Raw genomic sequence first — 2627 nt, 5'->3', positions numbered from 1 at the left:
TGCGTATTTCGTAAAAACGGGACATTCGTTTCGCTAAATCGCGGACAGCGGTTTCGCTAATTCCGGGACAGCTGGAGGTGTGTTTTCCGTTTGCCTTGTTGAAGTCGGGTTGGCTGATCGCGCGGCTTTGCTTTGAGGTCAAGCCTGAGGTGGTTTTTGCTTGCGCATGCTGTCCCCTTCGAGGGTGATGCGGTGGGCATTGTGGATGATCCGGTCGAGTATGGCATCGGCGATGGTGGGTTCGCCGATCATGTCGTGCCAGGCGGTCACAGGGAGCTGGGCGGTGATCAGCGTGGATTTTCGCCGATAGCGTTCCTCGAAGATTTCGAGCAGATCGAGCCGCTGCTGATCGCTCAGCGAGTGGGTGCCCCAGTCATCGAGGATAAGCAGTTCGACCCGCGCCAGCCTGTCTGCCAGACGCGGGAAGCTGCCGTCGAGGCGTGCAAGAGCGAGCGCGTCGAACAGGCGCGGCATGCGCATATAGAGAACCGGATGATCGAGCCGGGCAGCTTGCCGCCCAAAGGCGCAACCCAACCATGTTTTTCCGGTTCCGGTCTGGCCGGTAATGATGAGATTCTCATGAGCCTTGAGCCACGCCCCTTGCGCGAGCGACAGGATAGCGCGGCGGTGCATCCCGCGGTGCGCGGTAAAGTCGATGTCCTCGATACAGGCATCGGCAAAGCGCAACCGCGCGGACCTGAGCTTGTTGCCTAGACGCCGGTCCGCACGGACCGCCATTTCGCGGTCGAGCATCAACCCGAGCCATTCCTCGCGGGCAAGATCCTCGCCGCTGCCTTGTGCGGTCATCTCGCGCCACGCGGCGGACATTCCGGCGAGGCCAAGCGCATGCATCTGATCAAGGGTGGGATTGTTCAACATGGGAGTTTCCTTTCTTCATTGATAATAGCCCCGGCCACGGATGTTCGTGTGCGCAGGCGTGGGTCGTGCCGGCTCGGTCGCCGGCCTGATCCGGTCGAGCCCGGATTTGAGGATCGCGGCGACCGAAGAGTAGGAGACCGCGTTGATGATCAGCGCGCGTTCGCATGATGCTTCCACCCGGTCCCGCTCGTAGCGCCGGGCCAGCGACAGAACGCCCATCGCCGAACGATAGCCCTGTTCAGGATGAGGCCGGTCGCGCATCAGCCGTTCGACCAGGATCGCCGCGTTGACGCCGATCTGGTCGGCTTTGCCGATCAGGCTGGCTGGCGTCATGTTGGCATAACGCTGATGGGCCTTGGGCATATGCTCGCTCACCGTCACATGGCCCCGGCGCTGGGACCGCCGGACATGGCTCGCCACCCGCTGGTGATCGTGGAACAACTCGACCACCCTGTGGGTGAGCCGGACATCGACCTGCCGCCCGATCAGCCGGTGCGGGACCGAGTAGAAGGTCTTGTCGACCTCGACATGATAATCGGGATGGACCTTGGCCCTTTTCCACTCGGCATATTCGAACCGCGCTGCCGGGAGCGGCGCAAGGGCGCTCCGCTCGATCTCTTCGAACAGCGCGCGGCGCGATCGCCCCACATGGCGCATCGGTCGATCATTCAGATCCTCGAGCAACACGGCGATCGCCGCATTCAGGTCCGCAAGGGTGAAGAAGCGCCGGTTGCGCAGTCGCGCAAGGATCCAGCGCTCGACGATCAACACGGCCCCTTCGACCTTGCCCTTGTCGCGTGGACGACGACTGCGGGTCGGCAAGATTGTCGTGTCGTAATGATCCGCCATCGCTGCAAAGGTCTGGTTGAGCGTCGGCTCGAACCACAGCGCCTTCGCCACCCCGGCTTTCAGATTGTCGCAGACAATGGCGCGGGCTACCCCGCCGAAGTAACCCAGCGCTTGAACCTGGCCTTCGATCCAGTCGGGGAGCTTCTGACTCAGGCTGGCCATCACGAACGTCAGCGACGAAGCCCCCAGAACCGCCACGAAGATCTGCGCCTGGTGTATTTCCCCGGTCGATGGATCGATCAGCGGCACTGTATGACCTGCATAATCGGTCTGCATCACAGCACCCGCCTCATGCCGATTACGGAAGCTTGCATGGGTGCACTTCTGGAAGGCCGCAAAGCGATCGCAGAACCAGGTATAGCCATAGCCATTGGGATGCCCGGCGCGATATTCTTGCCAAAGCAGCGTCAGCGTCACACCCTTGCGCTTGATCTCGCGCGCAACCACCGGCCAGTCCGGCTCGCTCAGATCCTGCGGAGGCCGCCCGACACGGCGAAAGAGAAGCTGCTCAAGAGCCGCATCATCGTCATATCCCGGTGGCAGTGGCCAGCTGGAAAGGCCCACTTCGCGTGCACGCAGGACATAGGTCGATACTGTCGTCTTGCTGAGCTTCAATCGCTCCGACACTGTCCGTACTGATAGCCCCTGATCATAGGTCAGGCGCAGAATCGATCGCATGTCCTTCACGTTCGTTCGTCTCGCTTGCTTCCGTCTTGGCATCTTCCCTCCCATCACCTTGATGAAAGGACTCAATGCCACTCCGGCGCGCCCGAAAAACGAACCTCATTCCCGCCCGAAACCACTGTCCCGGAATTAGCGGAATCGCTGTCCCGTATTTACTGAAATCACTGTCCGCGAATTACCGAAATCCGTGTCCGGGAATTTGCGAAACACGCACC

At 61.1% G+C, this 2627-nt stretch carries 2 protein-coding genes; both read right to left on the bottom strand.

Annotated elements, in window-relative coordinates; genetic code table 11:
- Positions 1-138: 138 nt before the first annotated feature.
- Positions 139-879: an IS21-like element helper ATPase IstB gene (gene istB / locus SxD43FB_RS23250; protein ID WP_096064131.1), complete on the bottom strand. Its 741-nt coding sequence runs from the start codon at positions 877-879 to the stop codon at positions 139-141.
- Between the two features lie 15 nt (positions 880-894).
- Positions 895-2448: an IS21 family transposase gene (gene istA / locus SxD43FB_RS23245; RefSeq protein ID WP_096064130.1), complete on the bottom strand. Its 1554-nt coding sequence runs from the start codon at positions 2446-2448 to the stop codon at positions 895-897.
- Positions 2449-2627: the final 179 nt, after the last annotated feature.

This window comes from Sphingobium sp. D43FB (assembly GCF_002312805.1).
In the GTDB taxonomy this organism is placed as follows: Bacteria; Pseudomonadota; Alphaproteobacteria; order Sphingomonadales; family Sphingomonadaceae; genus Sphingobium.
This window is presented reverse-complemented; position numbering and strand designations above follow the sequence as displayed.